The organism is Roseococcus sp. SDR, assembly GCF_019083995.1.
Lineage (GTDB): Bacteria > Pseudomonadota > Alphaproteobacteria > Acetobacterales > Acetobacteraceae > Roseococcus.
In genome coordinates this window covers 73,340-95,516 of sequence record NZ_JAHRCU010000014.1, presented here as the reverse complement: position 1 = coordinate 95,516, position 22,177 = coordinate 73,340, and the positions used below count along the sequence as shown (strand labels likewise).

Below are 22,177 nucleotides of genomic sequence, written 5' to 3'. Positions count from 1 at the left end.
GCGATCAATGCGTTCTCCCGGCGTGGAGGACGCGCAGAATAAGAATGCGGTCCTGGTCGGGGCGGTAGATGATGCTGGCGCGGCGCTCGAAGCCCAGGCTGCGCACGCCCTCGCCGCGATCCCGGCCGGCAAGGGGAAACAGCAGCAGCGCGGCGCAGCATCGCTCGATCCGGTCCAGATAGGCCCCGGCGCGCGCGGCATCGGCCTCGCGGAAGATCAGCTCATAGAGCGCCAGGAGGTCCGCCCGGGCCTCCGGGGTGAACTCAATCGCCGGCAAGGCGCCGCGCGTGATGGGCGCGGAGCTCCGCGAAGACCTGCCCGGCCGGAATGGCGCGGGACGGATCGCGCTCCATCGCCTCGATCACGGGGCGGATTTCCGCCTCGAAACACGCCGATTCCTGCGCCGCCAGGGCCTCCAGCCCGGCCGCCACAACCTCGCTCGCATCGGCACAGGCGCCGGAGGCCAGCAGGCGTTCGATCTCGGCGGCTTGCGCTTCGGTCAGGGGAATGGCGGTGAGCATGGCGCGAGGATACCCCCCCTCCCAAGGGGATTCCAGAGCTTTGCGCGGCCGGACAAGGCTGGGTTTCCCAAGGCGCCCGCCCCCCCGGAACCAACCCGATTCATGTCGGGGAGCCACGGGCTCCCCGCGCCCCTGCGGCAAGATGGTGTTGGCGGGGGCATGCGGTCTGTTGTTTCATGGGTTGGAACACTGGAGACGCCCCATGCGCTGGAGCCTCGCGCTGATGGTGTTGATCTGCGCTGCTGGCCCGGCGGTGGCGCAGACGCAGCCGCGCGCGCGCCCTGCGCCGCCGGCGGCGGAGAGTGTGGCGCAGCCGGGCCGCCCGGGCTGGACGGTTGATGCGCATAATGGGTGCTGGGTGTGGAACCCCAATCCCCAACCCGGCCTGACCGTGACGTGGACCGCCCCCTGACCGCGCAACCCAGCCCTTCGCAATTCCCCGAAGCATCCCCCGCCCGGCCGCGCCTAGGCTCACCCCATCCGCCGAGGAGCCGCCGCCATGTCCGCCGCCTATGAAACCTTCCGCGACCTGCATCGCAACATCTTCGTCATGCCCAACCCCTGGGATGGCGCCTCCACCTTGCTGCTGAAGCGCGAGGGCTTTCCCGCACTCGCCTCCACCTCCGCCGGCCTCGCCTTCGGCCTGGCCCGGCCGGATTGCGCGGCGGCGCTGGGCCGCGACCTCTCCATCCAGCACGCGGCGATGATCGCGCGCCTCTCGGGCCTGCCGGTGAATGGCGATCTGGAGGATGGCTTCGGCGCTGGGCCCGAGGATGTGGTGGCGACCGTGGAGGCCTCCATCGCCGCCGGCCTCGCCGGCCTCGGCATCGAGGACACGACGGCCGACCCCGCGCGCCCCATCCATGAGTTCGACCACGCCGTCGCCCGCATCGCCGCCGCCGCGAAGGCCGCGAAGGGCCGCATCCTGCTCACCGCGCGCACCGACAATTTCCTGCATGGCCGCCCGGACCTCGCGGACACGATCCGCCGCCTCGTGGCCTTCGCCGAGGTCGGCGCCGATGTCCTCTATGCCCCCGGCCTGCCCGACATGGAAGCGATCGAGGCCGTGGTCCGCGCCGTCGCCCCCAAGCCGGTGAACATCGTCTTCGGCCCCCGCAGCGGCCCCGTGCCGCTGGCCGTGCTGGAGGCCGCCGGCGTGAAGCGCGTCTCGCTCGGCGGCGCGCTCTACCGCCAGGCCATGGGCAGCCTCGTCACCGCCGCCCGCCGCCTGAAGGCCGGCGATTTCGACATCATGGGGGCCGCGCCGACAGCCGCCGAAATCACCGCGCTGCTGCCGCGCTAAACGGCGAGTCCCATCTCCTGCGCGATGACCGCGAGCCGCCGGTCGCGCGTCCAGAAGCGGGCGCCGGGCGTGAGGCGCGTTGCGGCCAGCAGATGCGCGTCCACCCACCCGATCCCGCGCCCGGCGAGCCCGCTCCGGTCCACAAACCCCAGCACTTCGGCGTCGGTCGCGGGCATGGCCTTCGGCAAGCCGGAGAGCGCCGAGAGGATGGTGGCGCGCTGCCGCAAATGCCCCAGTGCCAATTCGCCGATGACATGCGGATGGGCGAGCACCCGACCCTCCGCCAGCAGCGCGGCCACATCAGGATCGTCCTGGCGCAGATGATCCACCCAGACGGAGGTATCGAGCAGGATCAAGCCGGCGTCGCGCGCCGCCGAGGGGCCGCGACGAGGTCCGGCTCGCTCCCGCCAAGCCGGGCGAGGCGGCGCGCGCTTTCACGTTCGATCAACGCCGTCAGCGCCTCGCGCACCAGCGCCGATTTCTCCGTGATGCCAGTGAATCCCTGGGCCTTGGCCAGGAGTTCGTCATCCAAGGCGAGGGTGGTGCGCATCGTCAGCTCTCCAGTGAGGCACGCGATATAGCATCGAATGATGCCGCCTGGCATGCCCAAAACGCACGCCTACCCCAAACCTCCCACCCCGCACCCCCCTTCCAGAACCGCCGCCGACAACGCGGTATCCGCCGCGAAGTGCGGCGGCGCGGGGTGCGCAACCGCAATGCCGGGAACGCCAGCCCTGCGGCGTGCAAGCCAAGCCGCCGGAGGCAGCGCCCGGCGTCCCCAGCCCCGCACCCCCCTTCCAGAACCGCCGCCGACAACGCAGTATCCGCCGCGAATAGCGGCGGCGCGCGGTGCGCCACCGACGAGCCGGGAATCACCTGTCTGAGGCGCGCAAGCCAAGCGCCCGGAGGGCGCGCCCGGCGTCTGAGGGCAGGAAATTATGATCAACAAGATCGTCAACACGCTGGCCGAGGCGCTCTCGGGCGTGAAGGATGGCAGCACCGTCCTCATCGGCGGCTTCGGCAGCGTGGGCCAGCCCGATGCGCTGATCGAGGCGCTGATCGAGCAGGGGGCGAAGGACCTCACCTGTGTGGCCAACAATGCCGGCACGGGCCGCGTCGGCCTGGCGCGCCTCATGGAGCTGGGCCGGGTGCGGAAGATCATCTGCTCCTTCCCGCGCAGCGCCGGCAGCGTCGTCTTCGAGGAGCTCTACCGCGAGGGCAAGATCGAGCTGGAGATCGTCCCGCAAGGCACGATGGCCGAGCGCATGCGCGCCGCGGGTGCCGGCATCCCCGCCTTCTACACCGCCACCTCGCACGGCACGCTGCTGGCCAAGGGCAAGGAGGAGCGTGAGTTCAACGGGCGCAAATACGTGATGGAGCACGCGCTCAAGGCCGATGTCGCGCTGATCGAGGCCTGGGAGGCCGATCGCTGGGGCAACCTCACCTACAATCTCTCCGGCCGGAACTTCAATCCGGTGATGGCGATGGCGGCCGACCTCACCATCGCGCAGGTGCAGCACATCGTGGAACTCGGCGCGATTGATCCCGAGCGTGTCGCGACGCCCGGCATCTTCGTGAACCGCGTGGTCCGTGTGGACCGTGGCGAGGGATGGGTTTAGTGCCCTCAAACGCCGGGCGCGCGCTCCGCGCGCTTGGCTTCGCGCCGCCACTGGCGCGCGGGCCAAACGCGCAGTCTGGGCGCGGCGGCCGCGTCGCGGCCGCATTCTTGTGGGGCCGTCCTGACCCCGTTCTGGACCGCGCCCCTCCATCCTTCTAGCCTGTCTCCAGAGGAGAAAACGTCATGCCGAGCTACAGCCGCACTGACATGGCCGCCAAGGCCGCCGCCGACATTCCCGAGGGCTGGGTGGTCAACCTCGGCATCGGCATGCCGACGCTGATCGCCGACCAGGTCCCCCTCTCGCGCGAGGTCATCTTCCAGTCCGAGAATGGCGTGCTGGGCATGGGCCCCGCGCCGGAGAAGGGGCACGAAAACCCCTGGCTCATCAATGCCGGCAAGCAGATGGTCACGCTGCGCCCCGGCGGCTCCATCTGCCACCACGCCGACAGCTTCGCCATGATCCGCGGCGGCCATATCGACCTCTGCGTCCTCGGCGGTTTCGAAGTGGCCGAGAATGGCGACCTCGCGAACTGGGCGACCAGCGAGAACGACACCGCCCCCGCCGTGGGCGGTGCGATGGATCTCGGCGCGGGTGCGAAGCGCCTCTGGGTGGTGATGGACCACACGACGAAGGATGGCCGCCCCAAGATCGTCGAGCGCTGCGGCTATCCGCTGACCTCGCTGGGTTCCGTCAGCCGCGTCTACACCAACCTGGCCGTGCTGGATGTGGTGCCGGGCCTCGGCTTCGTCGTGCGTGACATCGTGCCGGGGATGAGCCTGGAAGAACTCCAGGCGAAGAGCGGCGCCAAGCTGCACACGCAGTCGTGAGCGCGACCGCCGCGGGCGTCGCCCCCTTCACGGGCGACCGCGCCGAGAGCATCGAGATGATCCGCGACAGCGCGCGCGGATTGCTTGGGGCAGACATGGCGCGCGTGCGCAAGCTGCGCTTCACCGAGCCGGGCTTCGATGCGGGCCTGCTGCGCCAGATGGCCGAGGCCGGCTGGATCGGTCTCGCCGTCTCCGAAGAGGCCGGCGGCACCGGCCTGGGCATGGCCGAGATGGTGGCGCTGGCCGAGGAAATCGGCCGTGCCTCAGCGCCCGAGCCGCTGATCGGCTGCGCCCTCTCCGCGCATCTGCTGGCCGCGGCCGGCGAGAGCGAATTGCTCGGCCAACTCCTCGCCGGTGACGCGGTGGTCCTCACCGCCTGGCAGGACCGCGCGAATACGCTCAGCCTCGCCAGCACCGCCGATGGCGCGCGCGGCTTCGTCCTCGCCGCCGGGGGTGCCACCCACATCCTCTGGCCCGTGGCCGAAGCGGGCCGCGTCGCGCTGCATGTGCTGACACGCGACCAGGTCGAGATCACCACCGAGGCCACGCAGGATGGCGGCCATCTCGGCACCATCCGCCCGCTGCCCTATAGCGGTCACGGCCCCGGCCGCCACATCGCCGATGACGTGCCGCTCGCCGAGGCGCTGGACCGCGCCGCACTCGCCACCGCCGCCGCGCTGCTGGGCGGCATGGAGGCGGCCTTTGCCATGACGCTCGACTACCTCCGCACGCGGCAGCAATTCGGCAAGATCATCGGCACCTTCCAGGCACTGCAGCACAAGGCGGCCGACGCCAAGATGCAGATCGCGCTCACCCGCGCCGCCGTCGAGCAGGCCGCCGCCGCGCTGGATGAAGGCGCGCCCTCGCACCTCGTCAGCCGCGCCAAGGCCCGCGCGAGCGAGGCCGCGATGCTTGTCCAGCAGGCCTGCGTGCAACTGCATGGCGGCATCGGCTACACGGACGACTACGATGTCGGCCTGCACATGCGCCGCGCCATGGTGCTGGTGCCCGCCTTCGGCGGCGCCGCCCTGCACCGCCGCCGCTTCATGGAACTCTCGCCGGAGCTGGAAGACGCATGAACGACATGCCCCAGATGAACATCCTGGAGGAGCGCCACGGCGCCGTCCTGGTGCTCACCATTGATTACCCCGCCCGCCGCAACGCGCTCGCCGTGCCGCTGCGCGAAAAGCTCGAACACGCGCTCGAACGCGCCAGCGTGGATGGGCAGACCCGGGCCATCGTGCTGACCGGCAGCGGCGGCGTCTTCTCCGCCGGCGGCGACATCTCCGGCATGAACATCGAGACCGCCTATGACGGGCGCGACCGCATGCGCCGCACGCATCGTCTGGTGCGCCTCATGGCGCGCGGCAACCTGCCCATCGTCGCCGCCGTCGAAGGCTGGGCGGTCGGCGCCGGCCTCTCCATGGCACTCCTCTGCGACACCATCGTCGCCGCCGATGACGCGCGCTTCATGGCCGGTTTTCACAAGATCGGCCTGATGTGCGACATGGGCATGCCCGCCACGCTGCCCGCCCGCATCGGCGTCGGCCGCGCGCGCGACATGCTGCTGCACCACACGCAATATCTCGGCCCCGACGCGCTGAAGATCGGCCTGGTGGACTACGTCGTCCCCAAGGGCGAGGCGCTGAAGGCGGCGCTCGAAAAGGCCCAGGCCCTGGCGCAGGAAGCCCCGCTCCCCATCGCCTATACGCGCCAATGGTTCGCGGATGACCTGGAACGCGCGCTCGCCCGCGAGGCCGATTTCCAGGCCGCCCTCTTCGTCACGGAAGACCACAAGGAAGGCAAGGCCGCCTTCCTCGGCAAGCGCAAGCCGGTCTTCCAGGGGCGGTGAGGATGCCCGGGGTCGCTCCTCGGGGAAGGCGCTGCCTTCCCCGGACCCCATCCGCCAGGGGCCTTGGCCCCTGGACCCGGGCACATGGTTGGGTTTGGGGGAGGGGCATGGCGTGCGCGTGATGCAGGGCGCGCCCTTCATGTCCCTCCCCCAAACCCAACAAACGTATCAAGGGGTCCGGGGACCCAAAGTCCCCGGCGGGAGGGTCTGGGAGGGCAGCGCCCTCCCAGGTGCCACCCAAGGGCCCCCTCAACCATCCCCTGGAGGACTGGCATGAACGCCATCACCGGCCGTGAGCCTGAGGATCTGAACCTGTTGCCGGACGAGGTGTTCCGGCTGCACATCCGCGCCTGGATCGAGGCGAATTACCCGGCCGAGATCCGCAACCCGGAGAAGCGCCTCCATTGGGAGGAGAACAAGGTCTGGTACTTCAAGCTGGCCGAGAAGGGCTGGCTCTGCCCCGGCTGGCCGCGCGAATATGGCGGCCTCGGCCTCGCGCCGGCCAAGCAGATCATCTTCACCGAGGAGCTGGAGCGCCATGGCTGCGCCCGCTGCAACGACCACGGCATCATCATGCTGGGGCCGCTCGTGATCCGCTACGGCACCGAGGCGCAGAAGCAGCATTTCCTGCCGAAGATCCTGAGCGGCGAGCACATCTGGTGCCAGGGCTATTCCGAGCCCAACAGCGGCTCCGACCTCGCCAGCCTGCGCACCGAGGCGGTGGATGCGGGCGACCATTATGTGGTGAACGGCCAGAAGATCTGGACCACGCTGGCGCAGGACGCGAACTGGATCTTCCTGCTCGTCCGCACCGACAAGGCCGCCAAGAAGCAGGAGGGGATCAGCTTCCTGCTGGTGGACATGAACACGCCCGGCATCACCGTGCGCCCCATCATCAACCTCGAGATGCATGACGAGTTCTGCGAGGTCTTCTTCGACAATGTGAAGGTGCCGAAGGAGAATCTGGTGGGCCAGCTCAACAAGGGCTGGGACATGGCGAAGGCGCTGCTGAGCTTCGAGCGCATCTATCTCGGCTCGCCGCGCCAGTCCGCCTATGCGCTCACGCGCCTGAAGCAACTCGCCGAGCGCATGGGTGTCGCGGAGGAGCCGCTCTTCGCCGAGCGCTACGCGCGCCACCGCTGCGATCTGGAAGACCTCAAGGCCCTCTACGGCCGCTATGTCGAGGTGCTGAAGCAGGGCCGCCCGCTGGGCGCCGATGTCAGCCAGCTCAAGGTCATCCAGTCCGAGCTCTTCCAGCGCATCACGGAGACGATGCTGGAAGTGGCGGGCGAGAATGCCGGCCTCTTCGGGCCGATGGAGGGCAACCGGAACCTCAACCCCGGCGCGCTCTACATCCAGGCCCGGCCGACCAGCATCTATGGCGGCACCAACGAGATCCAGCGCAACATCATCAGCAAGAACGTGCTGGACCTGCCTGGGTGAATCCCTTCGCCGCCTTCGTCCTCGGGTGCCTGGTCACAATCGCCCTGCTGTCGGTGGCGGCCGTTGGCGCGCCCTTCTGGATGGCCATTGTGGGTCTTGCTGTGGCGTTCGCGGCGGCATGGAGAATCCGCAAGTCCACCAAGGCGGGTTCAAGTTTCTGGCCTGATACGAATGGCTGGCTTGCCTTGGCTTCCTTGTTTCTCTCTGTCGCTTCCCTGGCGGCGGCGGTCGATTGGACGTTCCTCGGGGCCACGGGACCGTGAAGCTCACCTGGTATTTCGACCTCATCTCGCCCTTCGCCCACCTCGCGCTCCCGCGGGTGCTGCGGATGGGCGAGGTGGAGCTGAAGCCCATCGTCTTCGGCGCCGTGCTGGGCCATTGGGGCCAGCTCGGCCCGGCCGAGATCGAACCCAAGCGCATCCAGACCTATCGCCAGACGCAATTCGCGGCGGATCAGGCCGGCATCCCCATGCGCTATCCGCCGCGCCACCCCTTCCGCTCGCTCGACGCGCTGCGCCTGCTGACGGCGCTGCGCGGCGATCGCGACGCGGTGCAGGCCGCCTTCGCCTTTGTCTGGGGCGAGGGGAGGGACCCGCATGAGGAATTCGCCGCCCTTCGCGAACGCCTGCCCAGCGTGAGCGACGAAGCGATGGAATCCGCCAAGGCCGAACTCCGCGCCGCCACCGAATCCGCCATCGCGGCCGGCGTCTTCGGCGTGCCCACGCTTGCGGTCGGGACGGAGCTGTTCTGGGGCGCCGACGCCATGCCCATGGCCGAGGCGTATCTGGCCGATCCTGCCCTCTTCACGCGCGGCGAGATGGCGCGCCTCGCCACGCTGCCCGCCGGAATCGAGCGCCGCCGCGGTTGACCTGCGCGCGCCCAGGCGAAAGGATCACAGCGAATCTCACGGAGCACGCGATGACCGATCTCTGGCGGCTGGATGCGACGGAAGTGGCGCGCCGCGTCCATGCGAAGGAGGTCTCGGCGCGCGAGGTCACGCTCGCGAACCTCGCCCGCCTCGATGCGGTGAATCCCAAGCTCAACGCCGTCATCCAGTTCCTGCCGGAAGAGGCGCTGGCGGCGGCGGACGCGGTGGACGCGCAGATCGCCCGTGGCGAGGATCCCGGCCTGCTCGCCGGCGTGCCGGTGACGATCAAGGTCAACATGGACCAGGTGGGCTTCGCCACGACCAATGGCCTGAAGATCCAGGCGAATGCGGTGGCGAAGGAGGACAACCCCGTCGTCTCCAATTTCCGCAAGTCGGGTGCGGTCATCATCGGCCGCACCAACACGCCCGCCTTCTCGCTGCGCTGGTTCACCTCCAACGACATCCACGGCGCGACCTTCAACCCGCATGACAAGGGGCTGACGCCCGGCGGCTCCTCCGGCGGTGCGGCCTCGGCGACCGCGGCGGGCATCGGCGCCATCGGCCATGGCACGGATATCGGCGGCTCCATCCGCTACCCGGCCTATGCCTGCGGCATCCACGGGCTGCGCCCCACGCTGGGCCGTATCCCCGCCTGGAACCCCTGCCTGCCCGAGCGTGACATCGGCGCGCAGCTCATGGCCGTCAGCGGCCCGCTGGCGCGCAGCATCCGGGACCTCCGCCTCAGCCTCGCCGCCATGAGCGCGCCCGATCCGCGCGACCCCTGGTATGTGCCGGCCCCGCTCGAAGGCCCGCCCGCGCCGAAGCGCGCCGCCCTCTGCGTGGCGCCCGACGGCATGAAGGTCGCGCCCGAGGTGGCGAATGCCCTCCGTGACGCGGCATCGCGCCTGCGCGCCGCCGGCTGGGAGGTGGAGGAGATGGCGAGCCTGCCGCCGCTGCGCGAACCCGCGCGCCTGCAGGCGCAGCTCTGGCTCTCCATGCTGCCGCGCGGCGGCATCGCCGCGGCCGAGCGCGAGGCCGAGGCGCGCTCGCTCGCCGTCTATGGGCATATGCAGAAGCTGACCGCGCCACCGGCCTATGCCGACTACCAGGACGCGCTGACCGCCCGCCTCGGCTTCCTGCGCGCCTGGAGCCTGTTCTTCGAGCGCTATCCCGTGGTGCTCATGCCCGTCTCGGGCGAGCTGCCCTTCGCGAACGAGGCGGACCAGAACGGCGCCGAGGCCTTCACCGCCATCATCGAGGCGCAGTTGACGCAGGTCGGCCTGCCGCTCATGGGCCTGCCCGGTCTCGCCGTCTCGACCGGGATGGTCGGCACCGCGCCGGTCGGCGTGCAGCTCGTCGGCGCGCGCTATCGCGAGGATCTCCTTCTGGCGGCCGGCGAGGCCATCGCCGCCGCCGGCACACCCCCGAGCCCGGTGGACCCCACATGGTGATGCGCAACACGCTTCTTCTCCTGCCTCTGATCGCCGCGGCCTGCGCGGGCGGCGAGGGCACGAACCCGGCCGCCAGCATCGGCTGCTCGGGCCAGGTCCTGCTCCGCAATATCGGCCCCATGGCCGTGGAGCAGGCCTTCTTCAGCGCGGCGGGCCCCGGCAATTGGGGGCGGGACCTGCTGACGCCCACGGACATTCCGCCCGGCGGCGACCGGACGGTGATGGCGACGCCGGGGCGCAATGCGGTGCGCATCGTCTTCGCCAATGGCCGCGCCGCCGAGATGCCGGCCATGGATGTCTGCACCAGCGGCACCCTCACCATCTCGCCCACGGAGCTGATCGCGAGTCAGTAGAGCCGGATCGCCCCCGGCGGCGCCGGGGGCGTGAATCCGTCTCGTGGCGTCGAGCCGGATCGTCCCCGGCGACGCCGGGGGCGTGAATCCGTCTCGTGGCGTCGAGCCGGATCGCCCCCGGCGGCGCCGGGGGCGTGAATCCGTCTCGTGGCGTCGAGCCGGATCGTCCCCGGCGACGCCGGGGGCGTGAATCCGCCTCTCGGCAACGTGCCGGATCGTCCCCGGCGGCGCCGGGGGCGTGAATCCGTCTCGCAGCGAAGCCTCGGATCCCCTCTGACTGCGCAACGGGCGTGAGTCTGCGGCGCGGCAGGCCGGCGATCCGCCCTTCGGCGCCAGGGCCGGCCGCCTTTGGCGAGCGGCCGCGTCCCGCGCAACGCCCGTTCCGACGTGTCGATTGCGGCCGTCCGGCCTGGCCGCGTGGCGTTCACGCGCCCCTGACCGCGCCAGGAGAATCCAAAAAAAGATAATAAAGCGACAAATGTCGATTTTCCTTGTGGGAATCCGGGTTGAGTTGTATCAATACGCAGCTTTCAGGCGGGTCTCGCCAAAAAAGCGAAGATAGAGTCTCAAAAAGAGAGAGTCTTCCGTCGAGATGTCCCCCCGTCTCCCCCTCCTCCACGCCACGGCCGCGCAGGCCGCCGCTACCGCGCCCCGGGGCGTTGCCGGGCTGCGTCATGCGTAGCGCCCTGCCGCTTCTCATCGCCGGCGGCTCGCTTGCCCTGCTGCCGCTCCTTGCCCCCGCCGCGACGGTCCTGCCCGGCGCGCGTGAGCGTGGCTCGCCCTGCCTGTTCCAGCAGGAGAGTGCGGTCTCGGTTTCGCGGGATTGGATGGGGAGCCTGCAAGGCTGGCATGACAGCGCGCTGGTCCAGGCCTGGCGCACCAGCCTGGCCCGGGCCAAGGGCAAGGTGCCCGCCGGCGCCTGCCAGTCCGGGGACGCCGCGGGCTCCTGAACGCGGCTTCCGCCATCTTCGCCCGCGGTGCGCTGGCGGTGGCGGGGCGCGAAAGCCTCTCAACCATCGGCCGGGAAGGTCACCCCCGGCAGGGCTGAGGCCATGTCATGAAGGAAGCGGAGCGGGGCGGGTTGAGGCCGCCCCGGCCCGTCTCACGCCTTGCGGGTGAGGGTCGGGATCTCTTCGCGCAGGCGGAAGCGCAGCGCGGACCAGGTGGCGTCCAGCGCCACCTGCGTCACTGGCAGCAGGCCGGCCTGGGTCAGCGGCTCCCAGCCATGGTCACGGTCGAGGTCGGAGCGGACGGGGCCGGTCTTCTTCGGATAGGCGAACCACAGCCGGCCGCCCACGCCGTAGAGATCGAGCGCACGGGCGGCGACGCGGCTGAGTGCCGCGCGATCCGGCGCGAAGGCGAGGATGAGCTCGGGCTCGGAGGCCGAGGTGGCGGGCAGGCCATGCTTCAGGCCCGGCGGCGGCTCCAGCACGGCGCAGACCATGCCCGGCTTGAAGCCGAGCTTGCGGGGAATGGTGGCTTGAATGGCAACGTCAATCAGTGGTCAACCCGGCGGCGCGAGCCACCGGCCCCCAAATGGAATCCTGCGCGCGAATGGTGGTCGCCAGCTCCGCCCGCGTTCCCCCGATGGGTTCCGCCGCCAGGGCTCGCAACCGATGGACCACGGCAGCGTCACGTGCCACCGCCATGGCCGCCGTCTCCAGCTTGGCCAGAACGGAATCGGGCAGTCCGCGAGGCCCCATGAGCGCCAGCCAGGTCTCGGCTTCGAAGCCGGAGACCGTCTCGGCGACTGTCGGGGTCTCGGGAAACAGCGCAGAGCGGTTCCGCGAGGTCACGGCAAGCAGGCGAACCCGACCTTCCCGCACCAATGGCAATCCAATGACAGCGGACTCCACATAGACCTGGACCCCCCCGTTAAGCAATTCCGGAAGCGCACCGGACAGGCCCCGGAAATGCACGAAATCACACCGCGCACCCACCGAGCGAATGAGCAATTCGAGCGCCAGATGCTGCGCGGTTCCGGCGCCCGGCGTCCCGCAAGTGCTTGGTCGCGCTTTCAAAAGCTCGATGAGGTCCCCGAGCGTCCGCACCCCCTGCCCAGGCGCGCCCAGCACCAGGAAGGGCAGGGCGGCAAAGCGGCTGATGGGGGTCAGGTCTGCTTGTGGGTCATAGCCCATCTGCCGCGATAAATGCCGGTTCAGCAGCAGCGTCGTCGCGGTCACGATTCCGAGCGTATTGCCATTGGGGGCGGCGCGCGCGACCTCTTCCGCAGCCACATTGCCCCGAGCGCCCGTGCGGTTCTCGATCACCACGGGGCGGTAAAGGCGCTGGCTCAGCGCCTCCGCGAAGAGGCGCGAGACCTGGTCCACCCCGCTGCCTGGCGGCAGTCCGATCAGCACGCGGATCGGTTCCCGCCCATCGGTCGGACCAGAGGGCGGACCAAGGGGCGGCGCGGGGGCGGGCGTTTGGGCCATCGCATGGGCCGGACCGGCAAGGAGCAGGCCCGTGACGAAACAGGCCGCGCCCAGGCGGCCACCCCAATGCAACAGGCGCTGAACCAAAATCACGCGTGAACCCTGCCCTGCCGGCGCTTCCCCCGGCCCGCTCATCGGGGCCGTAAGGCCAGAAAACGAGACACACTCGCGGCAGAGACCGAGCGGGTCAATCCACTTTTTGTCGAGGTCGTCGCTCGGTATGATGCCGTATCGATCGGCCCGGATGAAATGCGCGGAAATCCACGCCGGTTCCGCAGTCTGCGCGGATTGACGCAACTGCGAAGAGACGCCTAGAACAACGCCCAAGAATTCAGGCCGCAAGGCCAAAGGTTGGGGTCAAGTCTCATGGATGTTGAAGCCGTGACGATGCGGGAAGCCGTGAAGGCGCCGCAGGCATGAGCGATCCGCGCGAAGCCGGGATGATTGCCCGCCGCTCCGACGGCACCATCATCCGCCGGCCGCTCTCTCCGCATCTGCAGGCCTATGACATGATGCAGATCACGAGCGCGCTCTCCATCATGCACCGCATCAGCGGCGTCGCGTGGTCGGTGGGCACCGTGCTCATGGTCTGGTGGCTCATGGCCGCCGCCACGGGCGAGGGCGCCTTCGCCGCGGTGCAGTGGTTCATGGGCTCCTTCCTCGGTCTGCTCGTGCTCTTCGGCCTCACCATCGCGGCCTGGTATCATACGCTGGCCGGCCTCCGGCATTTGGCCTGGGATGCGGGGCGCGGCTTCGACATGCCCTCCGTCCATCGCACCGGCCGGCTCGTGCTGATCGGCACGGCGGTCCTCTCGATCCTCACCTGGATCCTCGCCTTGATGTTCTGGGGCTGACGCGGATGGCAAAGGACGGCATCACCCAGACTTCCCTCCGCTCGCCGCTCGGCCGCGTGCGCGGCATGGGCTCGGCCAAAACGGGCACGCATCACTGGTGGATGCAGCGCGTCACCTCCATCGCGCTGCTGCCGCTGACCATCTGGTTCGTGGCGAGCATGATCGGCCTCGCCGGCGCCTCCTACCTCGAGACGCTGCTCTGGATCGCGCAGCCGCTGAACGCGGTGCTGCTGCTGGTGCTGATCGGCCTCACCTTCCATCACATGGCCGCGGGCCTGCAGGTGGTGGTCGAGGATTACGTGCGGGACGAGTTCAAGCGCCTTGCCTTCATCCTGCTGATCAAGGCGGCGTCGCTGCTGATGGCGCTGGCCAGCGCCTTCGCCGTGCTGCGGATCGCCTTCGCGCTCTAAGCGCCACGAGAGGGGCTTGCGGTTCCACGGGAACCACCAAGCTCCACCCAAGAGGCCGGGAACAACGCCCGGCATGACATTCCGCCCGGGGTGACACATCTCGGGCCTGAGCGGAGCGGACCGGGTCGCATGAACGCCATCAGCAAGCCTACCTTCGGGGCCTATCGCATCGTCGATCACACCTATGACGTGGTGGTGGTCGGCGCCGGCGGTGCGGGTCTGCGCGCCACCTTCGGCATGGGGGCGGCGGGGCTGAAGACCGCCTGCATCACCAAGGTCTTTCCCACGCGCTCCCACACCGTGGCCGCCCAGGGCGGCGTGGGTGCGGCACTCGGCAATATGGGCGAGGATGACTGGCGCTGGCACATGTACGACACCGTGAAGGGGTCGGACTGGCTGGGCGACCAGGACGCCATCGAATACATGTGCCGCGAGGCGATCCCCGCCGTCATCGAGCTCGAACACTACGGCGTGCCCTTCAGCCGCACCGAGGATGGCCGCATCTACCAGCGCCCCTTCGGCGGCCATATGCAGGATTACGGCAAGACGCCCGCCATGCGCGCCTGCGCCGCGGCCGACCGCACCGGCCACGCCATCCTGCACACGCTCTATCAGCAGTCGCTCAAGCATGGCTGCGAGTTCTTCGTGGAATACTTCGCGCTCGACCTCATCATGGATGATGAGGGCGTCTGCCGCGGCGTCACCGCCTGGTGCCTGGAGGATGGCTCGATCCATCGCTTCCGCGCGCAGAAGGTGGTGCTGGCCACCGGCGGCTATGGCCGCGCCTGGTTCTCCTGCACCTCCGCCCACACCTGCACGGGCGATGGCGGCGGCATGGTGCTGCGCGCCGGCCTGCCCCTGCAGGACCAGGAATTCGTGCAGTTCCACCCGACGGGGATCTACGGCGCCGGCTGCCTCGTCACCGAGGGTGCCCGCGGCGAGGGCGGCTACCTCACGAACTCCGAGGGCGAGCGCTTCATGGAGCGCTATGCGCCCACCGCGAAGGACCTCGCCTCGCGCGACGTCGTCTCCCGCGCCATGTCCATCGAGATCCGCGAAGGCCGCGGCGTCGGCCCGCTGAAGGACCACATCCATCTGCACCTGGAGCATCTGGGTGCCGACATCCTGCATGAGCGCCTGCCCGGCATTTCCGAGACGGCGCGCATCTTCGCCGGCGTGGATGTGACGAAGGAGCCGATCCCGATGCTCCCCACCGTCCACTACAATATGGGCGGCATCCCCACGAACATCCACACCGAGGTGCTGCGCCCGACCCGCGCCGATGAGGACGCGATCGTCCCCGGCCTGATGGCGGTGGGCGAGGCGGCCTGCGTCTCGGTGCATGGCGCGAACCGCCTGGGCACCAACTCCCTGCTCGACCTCGTGGTCTTCGGCCGCGCCGCCGCGCACCGCGCCGCCGAGACGGTGAAACCCGGCGCCTCCCAGCCGCCGCTGCCGCCGCGCGCGGGCGAGAGCAGCCTCGATCGCTTCGACCGCGTGCGGCACGCCAAGGGCAGCACCAACACGGCCGAGCTGCGTCTCGCCATGCAGCGCACCATGCAGACGCATGCCGCCGTCTTCCGCACCTCCGCGCTGCTGAAGGAAGGTGTCGAGAAGATGCAGGGCGTCCATGCCGGCATGAGCGACCTCAAGGTCAGCGACCGCAGCCTGATCTGGAACAGCGACCTGGTGGAGGCGCTGGAGCTCGACAACCTGGTCGGCAATGCGCTGACCACCATCGTCGGTGGCGAGGCGCGCAAGGAAAGCCGCGGCGCCCACGCGCAGGAGGATTACCCCGAGCGCGACGACGAGAACTGGATGAAGCACACCCTGGCCTGGATGAACGAGAAGGGCGAGGTGAGCCTCGATTACCGCGGCGTGAAGATGCGCACCCTCACCAACGAGGTGCAGGTCTTCCCCCCCAAGGCACGGGTGTACTGAGCCATGCGCCGCTCGCTTCCGCTCGCGGCACCCGTCTCAGTCGTTTTTGCGAGGCCGATTCACGGCTTCGGTTGCAAGCAACCTCAGCCGATCGGACTCTGATCCATGGCGACTTTCACCCTCCCCAAGAACTCCACCGTCACGGGTGGCAAGACGTTCAAGGCGCCCGAGGGCGCCACCAACGTCAAGGCGTTCAAGATCTACCGCTGGGATCCGGATGACGGGGCCAACCCCCGCACGGACACCTTCGAGGTGGACATGGACAAGTGCGGCCCGATGGTCCTGGACGCGCTCATCAAGATCAAGAACGAGGTGGACAGCACGCTCACCTTCCGGCGTTCCTGCCGCGAGGGCATTTGCGGCTCCTGCTCGATGAACATCGACGGGCTGAACACGCTGGCCTGCCTGAAGCCGATCGATGAGGTGAAGGGCGATGTCCGCATCAGCCCGCTGCCGCATCTGCCGGTGGTGAAGGACCTGGTGCCCGACCTCAGCCAGCTCTACGCGCAATATCGCAGCATCGAGCCCTGGCTGAAGAGCGACACGCCGCCCCCGCCCGATGAGGAGCGCCGCCAGTCCAAGGAGGAGCGCGCGAAGATCGACGGGATGTGGGAATGCATCCTGTGCTTCTGCTGCTCCACCTCCTGCCCCAGCTACTGGTGGAATGGCGACCGCTATCTCGGCCCCGCCATCCTGCTGGCGGCCTATCGCTGGATCGCCGACAGCCGCGACGAAGCGACGGGCGAGCGCCTCGACAATCTCGAGGATCCGTTCCGCCTCTATCGCTGCCACACCATCATGAACTGCACCCGGACCTGCCCGAAGGGGCTGAACCCGGCCGAGGCGATCGGCAAGATCAAGTCGATGATGGTGGCCCGCCAGGGCTGACCGATCACTCATTGTGGGACCGAGGGGCCAGCCCCTCGGGCACCCAATAGATCGAAGATCCAAGAAACGAGTTTCTTGGCGGGAGAGCACGAGAGGGCAGAGCCCTCTCGTATCAGGGCCTCACCAGCACGGTCCCGACAGGATCGAGCGCCAGCCGCACCGCTTCGCCCGGGCTTCCACCCGGGCGGTCGGTGGCGAAGAGCTCCCCCACCGGCGTCGTGAAGACGTATTCCGTATGCGCCCCCATATAGGTGGCGCGCGCGACGGTGGCCGGCAGCGCGCCCTCCGCCGCGATGCGGATCGCCTCCGGCCGGATCATCAGATCCACCGGCCCCGGCGTCAGCCCGCGATGCGGCAGGTGCAGCACCGTCTCGCCCAGCCGCACCCGCGCGGCATCGCCTTCCAGCGCCTCGATCTCGGCCCGCACATGGTTCGCCTCGCCCATGAAGGTGGCGACGAAGACGTTGTCGGGCTGGGTGTAGAGCGCATGCGGCGTGCCGATCTGCGCGATGCCGGCATTCAGCATCACCACCACCTTGTCCGAGACCGCCATCGCCTCCGCCTGGTCATGCGTCACATAGATGACGGTGAGGCCGAGGCGCTGCTGCAAGGCGCGGATCTCCTCGCGCATCGCGCGCCGCAGTCGGGCATCGAGGTTGGAGAGCGGCTCGTCGAAGAGCAGCACATCCGGCTCCAGCACCAGCGCCCGCGCGACGGCGACGCGCTGCTGCTGCCCGCCCGAAAGCTCCGAGGGCAGGCGCGCGCCGAAGCCGGCCAGCCCCACCGTCTCCAACGCGCCCTCCGCCGTTCTCTCCGCCGCGCGCCGCGCAATGCCGGAGGAGACGAGGCCATAGGCCACATTCTCCAGCACGCTCATATGCGGGAACAGCGCGTAGCTCTGGAACACCATGGAGACATTGCGCTCGCCCGCCGAGAGCAAGGTCACGTCCCGCCCGCCGATCAGGATGCGCCCCTCGCTCGCCTGCTCCAGCCCCGCGATCATGCGCAGCAGCGTCGTCTTGCCGCAGCCGGAGGGGCCCAGCAGCGTGACCAGCGTGCCGCCCTCGATCACGAGGTCGAGCGGCTTCACCGCGCGCACCGGCCCGTAGCTTTTGCCGAGGCCTTCGAGCCGGACCTCTGCCCCGTGTCGGGTCATGTGCGCGCTCCTTCACGCCGGCCGAGCTGGCGGCGTCCCACCAGCAGATTGATCAGCCCGATCGCCGCCAGCATCAGCAGGATCAGCACGGCGCAATAGGCGATGGCGAGGCCGTAATCGCCATTGATCACGCGGTTGATGATGAAGACCGTCGCCATCTCGTATTCCGCCGAGACGAGGAAGATCACGGCCGAGACCGTCGTCATCGCGCGCACGAAGGCATAGACCAGGGCGGTGACGATGGCGGGCTTGAGCAGCGGCAGCACCACGGTGCGCAGCGTGCGGAAGGTGGAGGCACGCAGCGTGATCGCCGCCTCGTCCAGCGACTTGTCGAGCTGGCTCATGGCCGCGACACCCGAACGCACGCCGACCGGCAGGTTCCGGAAGACGAAGCAGGCGACGAGGATCATCGCCGTGCCCGTGATCTCGAGCGGCGGCAGGTTGTAGGTCAGGATATAGGCCACGCCGATCACGGTGCCCGGCACGGCGAAGGTCAGCATCAGTGCGAATTCCAGCGCGGTGCGCCCGGCGAATCTCTGCCGCGTCAGCAGCCAGGCCGCCAGCAGCCCGAGCCCCGCGGTGATGGGCGCGGCGATGGCGGCGAGCGTCACGGTGGTAAACAGCGAATTCCAGGCGCCGCCCACGAAGATGATCTGGCCCGAAGCGCTCCATTCCAGCGCGAAGGCGCGGGTGAAGTGGCTCAGCGTCGGCGTCCAGTCCCGCCCCCAGACGCGCACGAAGCCGCCCGCCAGCGCCATGCCATAGACGAGGATGGTGAGCAGCGCCCAGGGCAACGCCACCGCATAGGCGAGGCGCCGCACGGGCGCGGGCAGGGGCGTGGGCAGGCCGGCATCGCCCTTGCCCGTCATCGCGACATAGGAGCGGCCCCCCACCACCGCGCGCTGGATCAGGAAGGCCGCGAGTGCCACCAGCAGCATGATCGCCGCCAGCGCCGCCGCGCGCCCGAAATCCTGCTGCGCGCCCACCACGGCGAAGAAGATCTCGGTGGAGAGCACGCCGAAGGAGCCGCCGAGCACGATCGGATTGCCGAAATCGGCCAGGCTCTCCACGAAGACGACGAGCCAGGCATTGGCGAGACCCGGCCGCATCAGCGGCAGCGAGACGGCGCGGAAGGTCCGCATGCGGCTCGCGCGCAATGTCTGCGAGGCCTCCTCCATCGCCGGCGAAATCCCCTCCACCACGCCGATCAGCACGAGGAAGGCGGTGGGCGTGAAGGAAAACACCTGCGCGAGCCAGACGCCGTTGAAGCCATAGATCCAGCGGCCCAGCTCCAGCCCGAAGGCGGATTGCACGAACTGGTTCACCACGCCCGAACGCCCGAAGATCAGGATGAGGCCGAGGCCGATCACGAAGGGCGGCGTGATGATGGGCAGCACCGTCAGCAGGCGCAGCGCGCGCTTGGCCGGAAAGCCGCTGCGCGTCACCAAGAGCGCGAAGCAGAGACCGAGCAGCGTCGCCGCCGAGGCGGTGGAGACCGCCAGCACCAGCGTGTTCCAGAAGACGCCGCAATGCACCCGGCCGGTGACGCAACCGAGCCCCCAGATCTTGCCGTCGAAGAGGCGGACGCCCAGCGCCGTGAGGCCGCTCAGCTCCTCGCGTGGCGTGAACATCTGCAGCAGCATGGTGCCGACCGGCCAGGCGGTGAAGATCAGGATGGAGGCCGCCAGCACCCCCACCGCGCCCGCCACGAAGCGATCGCCCTTGAAGAAGCCGCGCAGCGCCAGCCCATCCGTCACCAGCAGCAGGCAGCCGAGGAAGCAGAGCGCGCCGCCCAGCCCCATGCCGAATTGCCGCTCCTCCAGCGGGCCGAACCACGCCTCGAGGAACGGCCAGGACCAGCCCTGGATGCCGATGGCGAAGCCCTGCGCCACGATCGCAAGCAAGCCGAGGCCCCCGCCCGCCAACAGGAAGACCGAGCGCCGCGCCAGGGCGCCCGGCAGGGCCAGCGCCAGCGCCGCCAGCACCGGCCAGAACCAGAAGCGCCCATGGAACCAGGCCTGGCCGAGGGCCGAGGCCGCATCCGCCTCCTCCGCCCGCAGCGCGAAAAGCCCCGCCACCCCATCCTGCTGCATGTGCCAGGGCAGCAGCGTGGCGGCGAGGGCCGCCAGCAGCCAGGCGGGCAGGCCAGGGGCGCGGGCCAGGCTCAACGCGGCAGCGCGCCCACCTCGCGGTCCCAGCGTTCCAGGATGCGCCGCCGCGTCGCCGCCTCGCCGAACAGCGCGAAGTCGTAGGGAATGAGGCGGATGCCGCTCATGTCCGCGATGCGCGGATCGGGCGTCGCGTCGCGATGCGCGGGCGCGTGGAACTGGTTCACGCGCGGGCCGATATCCATCGCCGCCGGCGTCAGATACCAGTCATAGAAGCGCCGCGCCTGTGCCAGGTTCCGCGCGCCGCGCACGATGGACATGCAGGCCACCTCATAGCTCGTGCCCTCCTCCGGATAGCCCATCTCGATCGGGAAGCCTGCCTGCTGCTGCGAAATGGTCTCCATGTTGAAACTGACGGCCACCGCCGTCTCGCCCCGCGCCACCGCCTGCATGGGTGCGGCGCCGGAGCGCGTATAGGCGTTCACATTGGCATGCAGCCGCCGCAGATAGGCGAAGGCGCGCTCCTCATCCCAGAGCTGGATGAGCCCCGCGATGATCGTATAGGCCGTGCCGGAGGAATTGGGGTTGGGCAGCTGGATCTCGCCGCGATAGGCCGGGTTCAGCAGGTCCGCCCAGCTGCGTGGCACCGGCAGGTTGCGCCGCGCGATCAGCTCGCGATTCCACACCAGCGCGATGGCGCCCGAAGACACCCCCACGCAGCGCCCGTTCGACATGCGGTGCAGCTCCCGCGCCCAGTCATGCAGCCCCGCCATGTTGGGCGAGGTATAGGCCTGCAGCAGGTTCATCTCGGCGGCCACCAGATGCGTCTCGGCCGAGCCGCCGAACCAGAGATCGGTGCGCGGGTTCTGCGCCTCCGCGCGCAGCTGCGCCAGGATCTCGCCGGTGGATTTGCGCGCCATCGCCACGCGGATGCCCGTGTCGCGCTGGAAGGCGGCGGCGATGGCCTCGCACCAGTCCGAGGCCGGCGCGCAGAGCATGTTCAGGCTGCCCTGCGCCTGGGACACAGCCGGCGCCACCATCAGCGCCAGGGCGAAAATCCGTGCGATCATCGCGGCAGCGCCCCCACCTCGCGGTCCCATTTCTCGATCAGCCGCCGCCGCTCCGCCCCCCGGCCATAGCGCGCGAAGTCGTATTCGATCAGCCGCATCTGCGAGAGATCGGGCGCGCCCGGCGGCAGCGGCGCCTCGCGGTTGGAGGGCGTCTGCAACTGCCCCGCCACCTCGAAGCCGAGCCGCTGCGCCGGCGCCGTCAGCGCCCAATCGTAGAAGCGCCGCGCCTGGTTGATGTTGCGCGCGCCGCGGATGATGGACATGGAGCCGATCTCGAAGCCCGTGCCCTCGCAGGGCGTCGCCCAGGCCACGGGGAAGCCCGCATTCCGCTCCGTCACCGCATCATGCACGAAGCTGAGCGAGACCGCCGTCTCGCCCCGCGCCACCGCCTTGATCGGCGCGGTGCCGCTGCGCGTATAGCTGTTCACATTCGGGTGCAGACGCCGCAGATACGCGAAGGCCTGATCCTCGCCCATCAGCTGCACGAGTGTGGCGATGATCACATAGGCCGTGCCGGAGGAATTCGGGTTCGCCATCTGCACCTCGCCGCGGAAGCGCGGCTCCAGCAGATCGGCCCAGCAGGCCGGCGCCGCGATATTGCGCCGCGCCAGCAATTCCGTGTTGAAGCCGAAGCCCACCGCCCCCGCATAGACGCCGATGGAGCGCCGCTCGGATTGCCGCCACTGCGTCAGCGCCCAGGGCTGCAGCCCGGCATTGTTCGCACTCTCATAGGCCTGGGTCAGGTTCTCCTCGGCGGCGGCCATGTGCGGATCGCCCGTGCCGCCGAACCAGACATCGCCGCGCGGGTTCTGCGCCTCGGCGCGGATCGCGGCCAGCATCTCGCCGCTGCCGCGCTGCGTCATGTTCACGCGGATGCCCGTCTCGCGCTGGAACTGCGTCGCCGCCGCCTGGCACCATTCCACCTGCACCGAGCAATAGAGGTTCAGCGACCCCTGCGCCGCGGCCGGCCCGGCGGCGAGCCCCAGCGCCGCGACAGCCGCGATGACGATGCGTGCCGGCATGAATCCTCCCAAAGCCCAGGTTTTTCGCAGATTATGCCCAAGGCCAGGGCATGTCA

Annotated in this window: 25 protein-coding genes; 15 read left to right on the top strand and 10 right to left on the bottom strand. The window is 69.5% G+C overall.

Annotation, left to right across the window (positions count from 1 at the left end):
- Window positions 1–4: 4 nt before the first annotated feature.
- Together KTR66_RS16260 and KTR66_RS16255 are read right to left on the bottom strand one after the other, a co-directional pair.
- On the bottom strand, window positions 5–277 hold the full coding sequence (locus KTR66_RS16260) for a type II toxin-antitoxin system RelE/ParE family toxin (protein ID WP_213614266.1): 273 nt from the start codon (window positions 275–277) through the stop codon (window positions 5–7).
- On the bottom strand, window positions 264–521 hold the full coding sequence (locus KTR66_RS16255; protein WP_213614264.1) for a type II toxin-antitoxin system ParD family antitoxin: 258 nt from the start codon (window positions 519–521) through the stop codon (window positions 264–266). Before KTR66_RS16255 ends, KTR66_RS16260 begins: the two co-directional genes overlap by 14 nt.
- 499 nt (window positions 522–1,020) lie before the next feature.
- Here KTR66_RS16255 and KTR66_RS16250 point away from each other — a divergent pair, with 499 nt between their 5' ends.
- Entirely contained in the window at window positions 1,021–1,824 is an 804-nt protein-coding gene (locus KTR66_RS16250) for an isocitrate lyase/phosphoenolpyruvate mutase family protein (RefSeq protein WP_213614262.1), read from the top strand.
- On the opposite strand, the gene KTR66_RS16245 is transcribed toward KTR66_RS16250, so the two are convergent.
- A complete protein-coding gene (locus KTR66_RS16245) occupies window positions 1,821–2,180 on the bottom strand; it encodes a type II toxin-antitoxin system VapC family toxin (RefSeq protein ID WP_213614260.1) in 360 nt (119 codons plus the stop codon). The genes KTR66_RS16250 and KTR66_RS16245 overlap by 4 nt on opposite strands.
- Window positions 2,177–2,374, bottom strand: coding sequence for a type II toxin-antitoxin system VapB family antitoxin (locus KTR66_RS16240; RefSeq protein ID WP_213614258.1), 198 nt, complete (start codon window positions 2,372–2,374; stop codon window positions 2,177–2,179). Before KTR66_RS16240 ends, KTR66_RS16245 begins: the two co-directional genes overlap by 4 nt.
- A 388-nt stretch (window positions 2,375–2,762) precedes the next feature.
- Between KTR66_RS16240 and KTR66_RS16235 the strand changes: the two genes are divergently transcribed.
- The 10 genes from KTR66_RS16235 to KTR66_RS16190 all read left to right on the top strand — a co-directional run bounded on the left by KTR66_RS16235 (window position 2,763) and on the right by KTR66_RS16190 (window position 11,187).
- Window positions 2,763–3,443 (top strand): 3-oxoacid CoA-transferase subunit A, encoded by a 681-nt coding sequence (locus KTR66_RS16235; RefSeq protein WP_213614256.1) that lies wholly within the window; start codon window positions 2,763–2,765, stop codon window positions 3,441–3,443.
- 182 nt (window positions 3,444–3,625) lie between these two features.
- The gene (locus KTR66_RS16230) at window positions 3,626–4,270 is read left to right on the top strand and encodes a 3-oxoacid CoA-transferase subunit B (RefSeq protein WP_213614254.1); all 645 of its coding nucleotides are present in this window, start codon (window positions 3,626–3,628) and stop codon (window positions 4,268–4,270) included.
- Window positions 4,267–5,349 carry an acyl-CoA dehydrogenase family protein gene (locus KTR66_RS16225; RefSeq protein ID WP_371819148.1) on the top strand — a complete coding sequence of 361 codons (1,083 nt, stop codon included), beginning with the start codon at window positions 4,267–4,269 and terminating at the stop codon, window positions 5,347–5,349. The genes KTR66_RS16230 and KTR66_RS16225 overlap by 4 nt, the downstream gene beginning before the upstream one ends.
- Window positions 5,346–6,122: an enoyl-CoA hydratase/isomerase family protein gene (locus KTR66_RS16220; protein WP_213614253.1), complete on the top strand. Its 777-nt coding sequence runs from the start codon at window positions 5,346–5,348 to the stop codon at window positions 6,120–6,122. Before KTR66_RS16225 ends, KTR66_RS16220 begins: the two co-directional genes overlap by 4 nt.
- Window positions 6,123–6,395: 273 nt before the next feature.
- A complete protein-coding gene (locus tag KTR66_RS16215; RefSeq protein ID WP_213614251.1) occupies window positions 6,396–7,565 on the top strand; it encodes an acyl-CoA dehydrogenase family protein in 1,170 nt (389 codons plus the stop codon).
- Window positions 7,562–7,828, top strand: a complete 267-nt coding sequence (locus KTR66_RS16210; protein WP_213614249.1) for a hypothetical protein — start codon at window positions 7,562–7,564, stop codon at window positions 7,826–7,828. The genes KTR66_RS16215 and KTR66_RS16210 overlap by 4 nt, the downstream gene beginning before the upstream one ends.
- Complete coding sequence (locus KTR66_RS16205; protein WP_213614247.1) at window positions 7,825–8,433, top strand: DsbA family protein; 609 nt, start codon at window positions 7,825–7,827, stop codon at window positions 8,431–8,433. The genes KTR66_RS16210 and KTR66_RS16205 overlap by 4 nt, the downstream gene beginning before the upstream one ends.
- 50 nt (window positions 8,434–8,483) lie before the next feature.
- Window positions 8,484–9,884: an amidase family protein gene (locus tag KTR66_RS16200; RefSeq protein ID WP_213614246.1), complete on the top strand. Its 1,401-nt coding sequence runs from the start codon at window positions 8,484–8,486 to the stop codon at window positions 9,882–9,884.
- Window positions 9,884–10,237 carry a hypothetical protein gene (locus KTR66_RS16195; RefSeq protein WP_213614244.1) on the top strand — a complete coding sequence of 118 codons (354 nt, stop codon included), beginning with the start codon at window positions 9,884–9,886 and terminating at the stop codon, window positions 10,235–10,237. Before KTR66_RS16200 ends, KTR66_RS16195 begins: the two co-directional genes overlap by 1 nt.
- A 674-nt stretch (window positions 10,238–10,911) precedes the next feature.
- Entirely contained in the window at window positions 10,912–11,187 is a 276-nt protein-coding gene (locus tag KTR66_RS16190; RefSeq protein WP_213614242.1) for a hypothetical protein, read from the top strand.
- A gap of 152 nt (window positions 11,188–11,339) precedes the next feature.
- On the opposite strand, the gene KTR66_RS16185 is transcribed toward KTR66_RS16190, so the two are convergent.
- Both KTR66_RS16185 and KTR66_RS16180 read right to left on the bottom strand, forming a co-directional pair.
- Window positions 11,340–11,669: a hypothetical protein gene (locus KTR66_RS16185; RefSeq protein ID WP_213614240.1), complete on the bottom strand. Its 330-nt coding sequence runs from the start codon at window positions 11,667–11,669 to the stop codon at window positions 11,340–11,342.
- 61 nt (window positions 11,670–11,730) lie between these two features.
- Window positions 11,731–12,969, bottom strand: coding sequence for a tripartite tricarboxylate transporter substrate binding protein (locus tag KTR66_RS16180; RefSeq protein WP_213614238.1), 1,239 nt, complete (start codon window positions 12,967–12,969; stop codon window positions 11,731–11,733).
- A gap of 119 nt (window positions 12,970–13,088) precedes the next feature.
- Here KTR66_RS16180 and sdhC point away from each other — a divergent pair, with 119 nt between their 5' ends.
- From sdhC to KTR66_RS16160, 4 genes are all read left to right on the top strand, one after another.
- Window positions 13,089–13,526, top strand: a complete 438-nt coding sequence (sdhC, locus tag KTR66_RS16175) for a succinate dehydrogenase, cytochrome b556 subunit (RefSeq protein WP_213614236.1) — start codon at window positions 13,089–13,091, stop codon at window positions 13,524–13,526.
- Between the two features lie 5 nt (window positions 13,527–13,531).
- Window positions 13,532–13,936 carry a succinate dehydrogenase, hydrophobic membrane anchor protein gene (sdhD, locus tag KTR66_RS16170; RefSeq protein ID WP_213614234.1) on the top strand — a complete coding sequence of 135 codons (405 nt, stop codon included), beginning with the start codon at window positions 13,532–13,534 and terminating at the stop codon, window positions 13,934–13,936.
- A 129-nt stretch (window positions 13,937–14,065) separates the two neighbouring features.
- Window positions 14,066–15,877, top strand: a complete 1,812-nt coding sequence (sdhA, locus tag KTR66_RS16165; protein WP_213614232.1) for a succinate dehydrogenase flavoprotein subunit — start codon at window positions 14,066–14,068, stop codon at window positions 15,875–15,877.
- Between the two features lie 105 nt (window positions 15,878–15,982).
- Window positions 15,983–16,765, top strand: a complete 783-nt coding sequence (locus KTR66_RS16160; protein ID WP_213614230.1) for a succinate dehydrogenase iron-sulfur subunit — start codon at window positions 15,983–15,985, stop codon at window positions 16,763–16,765.
- Window positions 16,766–16,877: 112 nt separating this feature from the next.
- On the opposite strand, the gene KTR66_RS16155 is transcribed toward KTR66_RS16160, so the two are convergent.
- The 4 genes from KTR66_RS16155 to KTR66_RS16140 are packed head-to-tail and all read right to left on the bottom strand — an operon-like array spanning window position 16,878 to window position 22,121.
- Window positions 16,878–17,921: an ABC transporter ATP-binding protein gene (locus KTR66_RS16155; protein WP_213614228.1), complete on the bottom strand. Its 1,044-nt coding sequence runs from the start codon at window positions 17,919–17,921 to the stop codon at window positions 16,878–16,880.
- The gene (locus tag KTR66_RS16150) at window positions 17,918–20,089 is read right to left on the bottom strand and encodes an iron ABC transporter permease (RefSeq protein WP_249732190.1); all 2,172 of its coding nucleotides are present in this window, start codon (window positions 20,087–20,089) and stop codon (window positions 17,918–17,920) included. Before KTR66_RS16150 ends, KTR66_RS16155 begins: the two co-directional genes overlap by 4 nt.
- Entirely contained in the window at window positions 20,086–21,099 is a 1,014-nt protein-coding gene (locus KTR66_RS16145) for an ABC transporter substrate-binding protein (protein WP_249732189.1), read from the bottom strand. Before KTR66_RS16145 ends, KTR66_RS16150 begins: the two co-directional genes overlap by 4 nt.
- Window positions 21,096–22,121: an ABC transporter substrate-binding protein gene (locus KTR66_RS16140; RefSeq protein ID WP_213614225.1), complete on the bottom strand. Its 1,026-nt coding sequence runs from the start codon at window positions 22,119–22,121 to the stop codon at window positions 21,096–21,098. Before KTR66_RS16140 ends, KTR66_RS16145 begins: the two co-directional genes overlap by 4 nt.
- Between the last annotated feature and the right edge of the window lie 56 nt (window positions 22,122–22,177).

Coding starts and splice junctions, on each gene's coding strand:
- KTR66_RS16220 (WP_213614253.1), top strand. CDS start 5,346: ATGAACGACATGCCCCAGATGAACATCCTGGAGGAGCGCCACGGCGCC.
- sdhC (WP_213614236.1), top strand. CDS start 13,089: ATGAGCGATCCGCGCGAAGCCGGGATGATTGCCCGCCGCTCCGACGGC.
- KTR66_RS16230 (WP_213614254.1), top strand. CDS start 3,626: ATGCCGAGCTACAGCCGCACTGACATGGCCGCCAAGGCCGCCGCCGAC.
- KTR66_RS16140 (WP_213614225.1), bottom strand. CDS start 22,121: ATGCCGGCACGCATCGTCATCGCGGCTGTCGCGGCGCTGGGGCTCGCC.
- sdhD (WP_213614234.1), top strand. CDS start 13,532: ATGGCAAAGGACGGCATCACCCAGACTTCCCTCCGCTCGCCGCTCGGC.
- KTR66_RS16235 (WP_213614256.1), top strand. CDS start 2,763: ATGATCAACAAGATCGTCAACACGCTGGCCGAGGCGCTCTCGGGCGTG.
- KTR66_RS16160 (WP_213614230.1), top strand. CDS start 15,983: ATGGCGACTTTCACCCTCCCCAAGAACTCCACCGTCACGGGTGGCAAG.
- KTR66_RS16190 (WP_213614242.1), top strand. CDS start 10,912: ATGCGTAGCGCCCTGCCGCTTCTCATCGCCGGCGGCTCGCTTGCCCTG.
- KTR66_RS16200 (WP_213614246.1), top strand. CDS start 8,484: ATGACCGATCTCTGGCGGCTGGATGCGACGGAAGTGGCGCGCCGCGTC.
- KTR66_RS16250 (WP_213614262.1), top strand. CDS start 1,021: ATGTCCGCCGCCTATGAAACCTTCCGCGACCTGCATCGCAACATCTTC.
- KTR66_RS16195 (WP_213614244.1), top strand. CDS start 9,884: ATGCGCAACACGCTTCTTCTCCTGCCTCTGATCGCCGCGGCCTGCGCG.
- KTR66_RS16255 (WP_213614264.1), bottom strand. CDS start 521: ATGCTCACCGCCATTCCCCTGACCGAAGCGCAAGCCGCCGAGATCGAA.
- KTR66_RS16145 (WP_249732189.1), bottom strand. CDS start 21,099: ATGATCGCACGGATTTTCGCCCTGGCGCTGATGGTGGCGCCGGCTGTG.
- KTR66_RS16215 (WP_213614251.1), top strand. CDS start 6,396: ATGAACGCCATCACCGGCCGTGAGCCTGAGGATCTGAACCTGTTGCCG.
- KTR66_RS16240 (WP_213614258.1), bottom strand. CDS start 2,374: ATGCGCACCACCCTCGCCTTGGATGACGAACTCCTGGCCAAGGCCCAG.
- sdhA (WP_213614232.1), top strand. CDS start 14,066: ATGAACGCCATCAGCAAGCCTACCTTCGGGGCCTATCGCATCGTCGAT.
- KTR66_RS16155 (WP_213614228.1), bottom strand. CDS start 17,921: ATGACCCGACACGGGGCAGAGGTCCGGCTCGAAGGCCTCGGCAAAAGC.